This window comes from Novosphingobium nitrogenifigens DSM 19370, from assembly GCF_000192575.1.
In the GTDB taxonomy this organism is placed as follows: domain Bacteria; phylum Pseudomonadota; class Alphaproteobacteria; order Sphingomonadales; family Sphingomonadaceae; genus Novosphingobium; species Novosphingobium nitrogenifigens.
Genome location: NZ_GL876928.1, coordinates 1 through 5,655, shown reverse-complemented (window position 1 = coordinate 5,655; position 5,655 = coordinate 1). Strand labels below are relative to the sequence as shown.

The following is a 5,655-nucleotide window of genomic DNA, read 5'->3' as shown; positions in this document are numbered from 1 at the left end:
AAGGCAAGACCCTCAATGGCCAGGCGCTGTCGGCAGCCCGCTCGCGCTTCGAGAGCTCGAAGCAGCGCTTCTTTGGCCAGCTCCTACTGTCGATGAAGCTGCTCTCGCTGCTGCCCGCTATCGAGGAGGCGCTGGCTACCGACCACAGCGTCGTCATCCAACTGGTCTCGACCGCCGAGGCCTTGCTCGACCGCCGCCTGGCCGATCTCTCCGCCGAGGACCGTGCCGAGATCCTGCTCGACCTTTCGCCCCGCGAGATCGTGGCGGATTATCTCGACAATGCGTTCCCGACCCGCGCCATGGAAAGCTACTGGGACGAGGACGGCAATGAGCGTTCACGCCCGATGGTCGATGAGGCGGGCAATCCGGTGCATTCGCAGGAGGCCTTGCGGATCAAGGCTGAAACGCTGGAACTGCTGGGCGCACTGCCGCCGATCGTCCCCGCGCTCGATGCGATCATCTCTCGCTTCGGCACCGATGCCGTGGCCGAGATCACCGGTCGCACGCGCCGCCTGGTGACCTTGCCCGACGGCAGCCAGCGGCTTGAATCGCGCACCGCCAACCAGTCGCTTGCCGATGCCAATGCCTTCATGGGTAGAGCCAAGCGCATCCTCGTCTTCTCAGATGCCGGTGGCACGGGGCGCTCCTACCATGCGAGCCTTGATGCCAAGAACCAGCAGCGCCGGATGCACTTCCTGCTAGAGCCGGGCTGGCGCGCCGACCGCGCCATCCAGGGGCTTGGCCGGACCAACCGAACGCATCAGGCGTCGGCTCCGGTGTTTCGTCCCGTCACCACCGATTGTCGTGGTGAACGGCGTTTCATCTCGACCATCGCCCGCCGATCCAGCGCTGGCTCAACCGTATTCTGGCGCTGCCCATCGCGCTCCAGAACGCCGTCTTCGATGAATTCCTGGGGCTGGTTGAGGCGCGGATCGATGCGGCTCGCAAGGCAGGCACCTTCGATGCCGGCGTCGAGACCTTGGTGGCCGACAAGCTGGCCATCATCGAGGAGCGGATCCTGCGTGAGGATGCCAATGGCGCCTTGACCCAGCTTCTGACCCTCGAAGCGCAGTGGGCGCCCAAGGTCACATCGCTTGCCGAGATCGTGAAGCGCATCGGCCCCAAGACCCGGCTGCTGCGCAATGGCCGCTCTTCGCGCGTGGCGCTGTTGATGCCAGATCGCACGCGCCTGATGGACGATGGCACACCAGTTGCCAGTTTCACGCTGCATCGGCCTAGTGGGCGAAGCTGGCTCACCGCCGACGAACTTGCCGAGAGCCATTGGGACGATTGCGAGCGTGAGGTCTTCGAGCAGTCTTGGCAGACTGAGGCCGATGATCTGGCGGCCAAACCCTATACCGAGCGCTTCTATCTTGCGACCGGCCGCCTTCTGCCGATCTGGAACCTGCTGGGCGATGAGGCGCAGGTCCGCCGCCTCGTCACCCAGGATGGCCGGTCTTTGCTCGGCCGCATCGTGCCCGCCGAGGCGGTCAACATGCTGCTCGACAAGCTGGGTATCGGTGATCGGATTGCGCTGTCGCCCGACCAACTGGTGGAGGCCGCGCTGGCAGGTAAGGTGGTGCCTATCGATGCCTTGTCTGGCACCAGCCTCAAGCGTTCGCGTGTGAATGGCGAACAGCGGCTTGAGGTCATCGGCTTTGATCCCCGCGCTTTGCCTTCGTGGAAGGCCAAAGGCTGTTTCACCGAGATCATCGCCTATCAGACCCGGCTGTTCATGCCGGTGAACAGCGCCTGCGACATCGTGGCGGCACTGGCGGCTTAGCGGCTGCTCAGAGAGAAGCCTTCAAGCTGCGGCGTTGCGCACGCCGCGCTTGATGCGCTTGCCAACAGGTAATGCCGAGCCTTCGTGCCGCGTATCCTGCGCAATGGCTTTCGGGGCCGTCATGCGGAATGATCGCAGAGTTGCGACCTCCTCAGGATGACGGGCCAGAATTTCGATCAGGCCTACCGCCGCGTCGCTCGGCGGCGTGCGCCCGCTTTCATACTTCTGGAACGCCCGCTTGCCGCCGCCGATGATGACGCCAGCCTCTTCCTGGGTCAGGCCCAGCTTCTTGCGCACGGTCTTGATGCGGGCGGCATAGGCCTCGCGCAGTTCCTTGAACGCTTCGTTATAGGCACGCAGATCCTCGCCACTATGAATGGCATCGCCATCGCCTTCGGGATACCAGCCCGGCACCTCGACGACGCGCGAGAGCGAGCCGACGCACACCGTCTGCGGGCGCGTGTCGCGGCGCAGTTCCTGCCCCGTCTCGGGGTGAATTCGCGTCTCGCTCATCTCAAACCTCCTTGAAGGATGTCAGCACGACATCGATCAGCGTCTCGCCGGCAAACTTCAGATACAGCCACAGGCCATCGCAGGGGATGTTGTAGGTGTCGTGCCACAGCCGATGGTTCGGCGGGTTGTGCGCTGTCTCGGACTTGATGAAATCGCCCGGTTCCAGCGCCTGCACGACATCGACAATATCCTCGAGCGAATAGCCGATCTTCTGGGCATCGCGGGCCGCCTTGCTCGTGATCTCAAGCGTGTCCACATCGGCGAACTTGGCCTGGATCGCTTTGAGGTCATGGTGCGGGGTCCGCTTTACCGGCATCTCTAATACACCTTAAAGGTCATTTTTCAAGAGGCGCATTTGCAAGGCTGCACGGGGGAATCGGCCATACAAACTGTTCGGATTGCTGCCTTAGCGCCCCACGCGCCGTGAGGAAACAAACGCCCAGAGAAAAGGGGAAAGCCATGGGGGCGAGGCCCCCTGGAGGCGAAAGCGTCTCCATGATCCGGGCCTCTCGACCCCAGCGCGGGAGACCCTATCATGCAGTCCACCACCCTGACGCACGCCAAGCTGCGTCTTTCCGAGAACAATGTTCGCAAGGCCAATGGCGACGCGGGCCTTGAGGCCCTGGCCGCCAGCATTGCCGAACACGGCCTGTTGCAGCCGCTGATCGTCAGCCCCTCGGCGGGTAAGAAGACGCTCTACGATGTCCATGCCGGTGGCCGCCGCTGGCGGGCAATCGGCCGGTTGATCGAACGCGGCGTGCTTCCCAAGGATTACGCCATCGACGTGCGTCTTTGCGAGAACGAGGATGCCGTCGCGCGCGAAATCAGCCTCGCGGAAAACCTGATCCGCGAAGCCATGACGCCGGCGGATGAGGCGCGGGCCTATCGCGACATCGTCGATAGCGGTGCTGATGCCGAAGCTGTGGCGCGTCGCTTCGGCGTCACCGTTCGCCATGTGCAGGGCCGCTTGCGCCTTGCCGATCTGGCCGAGCCGATCTTCGCGGCGCTCGCCGATGGTGACATCACGCTCGATGTCGCCATGGCCTATGGTTCGACCGGCGACCGCGAGCGGCAGGCAGCGGCGTGGGAGCGTCTGTCGACGAGCTGGCAGGCCGACAATCCCCAAGCGATCCGCCGCGCGATTGCTGAGGAAAGCCTCTCGGCCGATCATCCCATCGCGCGCTTTCTCGGTGAGGCCGAGTATGTCGCTTGCGGTGGCCGGATCGAGCGCGATCTTTTCGCCGCGGAGGGCGAAGGCTGGTGGCTCGATGGCGATCTCGCCATGGACCTCGCCGCCAAGAAGCTGGCGTATGAGGCCGAGGTCGCCGAACTCGGCTCCAAGCTCGCCTGGGTGAAGCCCACGCTGGCCACCCATGTCACCTATGACGAAACCAAGGATCTCCATGCCTATTGGCCGCGCCGGGCCGAGCCCAGCGCTGAAGCACAGGCCCGCATGGACGAAATCTCGGATCGGATGACCGAGATCGCCGAGATCCTCGACGCGCCCGATGACGGCGATGATGTCGAGGCGCTGGAGGCGGAATACAATGCGCTCGATACCGAGCATGATCGGCTTGCCGACACCGAATTGCTCATCCCCGAAGAGGACAAGCCCAACGTCGGCACCTTCCTCGTGCTGGGCAAGGATGGGCAGCCGCGCCTTCTCGAAACCTACTACACCTCGGCCAAGCCCGCGCGGCGGCCCTCCGCTTCGGGCGAGCCCGTGGGCGGCGACGAGATCGAGGGCGACGAACTCGCGCCTTCGGCCAGCCTGCCACGCTCGCTCGAAGAGCAGATGGCCAAGGATCGCCGCGACGTGCTGGCGCTCCACATCGCCCATGATCCGGCGCTGGCGCTCGATCTCGCGATCTTCAGCCTGGCCCGCGACCACGCCGGCCATTTCGGCCATTCGGACACGGGCTGCACCATCCGCATCACCGACCGCAACGAGCCATCGGGCCTGACCGGCATTCCGGCGGGCCCCGCTGTGACCGAACTCGAACAGCAGCGCGCCAGCCTGCCCAATGACTGGGCGAGCGAGGAGGACAGCTTCGCCTCCTTCCTCGCCTTCCGGTCGCTGGACGATGGCGTGAAGGCGGGTTGGCTCGCCTATGCCGTCAGTCAGAGCCTCAAGGCGAGCCTTGCGAGCGGCATGCACGCCTGCACCTTCCAAAGCCGCTTGGGCGCCGAGATCGGCATCGACATGGCCCAGCACTGGCGGCCGGGTGCGGAAAACTTCTTTGACCGGATCAAAAAGGCGCAGATCCTTAGCATCCTCGGGCAGTTCGATCCCGAAATCGCCCTGCGCTATGCGGCGGCGAAGAAGTCTGAACTGGCGACGGCTGCCGCGCGCCTGTGTTCGGGCGACACGATCATCGAGCCGGAGATCAAGGCCAAGGCGCTCGCATGGGTTCCCGATGCGATGCGCTTTGACGGCGTTGCGGGTGATCTGATCGACAGCGGGATAGCCCTCGACGACGGGTATGAGGATGCCGGGGACATGCCGCTCGACGCGGCCAACCAGAACGATGTCGACGACCCGCTCAATCAAGCGGCCTAACCCTCAACCTCAAACAGTCACCGAACCGATCCTCCATCCGCGTCAGAGCGGGAGGAGGATCGCTTGTCCGTGAGCACAGCTCGGATCAGGAGGAGAACATTCCATGAAGCCCCGTCACGACATTTACGCCACCGTCACCGCCCAGCTTGTCGCCGCGATCGAATCCGGCGCGGGCGAATGGCGAATGCCCTGGCACCATTCCGGCGCGCCGGTCATGCGCCCGACCAGCGTGGCTGGCCGGCGCTATTCCGGCATCAACCGCCTTGTCCTCTGGGCCACGGCCGATGCCTGCGGCTATGCCTCGGGCATCTGGGCGACCTATCAGCAGTGGCGCGCCCATGGCGGACAGGTTCGAAAGGGTGAGATCGGCACCCACGTCATCCTCTGGAAGAAGGTCGAGCGCGGCGATGCCGCCGTGGAAGCTGGCAGCGAAGGCGACAGCCGCGCCCGCTTCTTCGCGCGCAGCTTCGTCGTCTTCAACCTCGATCAGGTGGACGGCGCCGAGGAGGCCACCGAGAAGGAGGTCGCGCCCATCAGCACCTCGGTCGCCGATGCGCTGATCTTCCTCGAAGGGCTCGGCGTCCCGGTCGAATACGGCCTGCACGACGCCTATTATCGCCCCGACATCGACAAGGTCTTCATGCCCGAACGCACGGCTTTCGACCATGACCTCGACCTCGTGTCCACACTCGCACATGAGGTCACGCACGCGAGTGGACATGTGGACAGGTTAGCCCGTGAGACGCTGCGCGATTATCATAAGGAGCGCAGCATTCGCGCGCGCGAAGAACTCGTGGCC

5 protein-coding genes and 2 pseudogenes are annotated in these 5,655 nt (G+C 64.5%); 5 read left to right on the top strand and 2 right to left on the bottom strand.

Annotated features, from left to right (window positions below):
* Positions 1 to 92: 92 nt before the first annotated feature.
* The 3 genes and pseudogenes from Y88_RS19835 to Y88_RS19825 form a co-directional block, all read left to right on the top strand.
* Positions 93 to 782 (top strand): annotated as a pseudogene (locus Y88_RS19835) (strawberry notch C-terminal domain-containing protein); the annotation flags it as partial.
* A 59-nt stretch (positions 783 to 841) separates the two neighbouring features.
* Positions 842 to 919, top strand: a pseudogene (locus Y88_RS19830) (hypothetical protein); the annotation flags it as partial.
* 63 nt (positions 920 to 982) lie between these two features.
* Positions 983 to 1,783, top strand: coding sequence for a hypothetical protein (locus Y88_RS19825; RefSeq protein ID WP_018076186.1), 801 nt, complete (start codon positions 983 to 985; stop codon positions 1,781 to 1,783).
* Between the two features lie 21 nt (positions 1,784 to 1,804).
* Here Y88_RS19825 and Y88_RS07885 read toward each other — a convergent pair whose 3' ends face one another.
* Both Y88_RS07885 and Y88_RS07880 read right to left on the bottom strand, forming a co-directional pair.
* On the bottom strand, positions 1,805 to 2,296 hold the full coding sequence (locus tag Y88_RS07885) for a type II TA system antitoxin MqsA family protein (protein ID WP_008067947.1): 492 nt from the start codon (positions 2,294 to 2,296) through the stop codon (positions 1,805 to 1,807).
* Position 2,297: 1 nt separating this feature from the next.
* Positions 2,298 to 2,612 carry a type II toxin-antitoxin system MqsR family toxin gene (locus tag Y88_RS07880; protein WP_008067945.1) on the bottom strand — a complete coding sequence of 105 codons (315 nt, stop codon included), beginning with the start codon at positions 2,610 to 2,612 and terminating at the stop codon, positions 2,298 to 2,300.
* 219 nt (positions 2,613 to 2,831) lie between these two features.
* Between Y88_RS07880 and Y88_RS07875 the strand changes: the two genes are divergently transcribed.
* Together Y88_RS07875 and Y88_RS07870 are read left to right on the top strand one after the other, a co-directional pair.
* Entirely contained in the window at positions 2,832 to 4,856 is a 2,025-nt protein-coding gene (locus Y88_RS07875) for a ParB/RepB/Spo0J family partition protein (protein ID WP_008067940.1), read from the top strand.
* A gap of 103 nt (positions 4,857 to 4,959) precedes the next feature.
* Positions 4,960 to 5,655 (top strand): ArdC family protein (locus tag Y88_RS07870; RefSeq protein WP_050805621.1); only part of this gene is annotated, 696 nt, incomplete at its 3' end.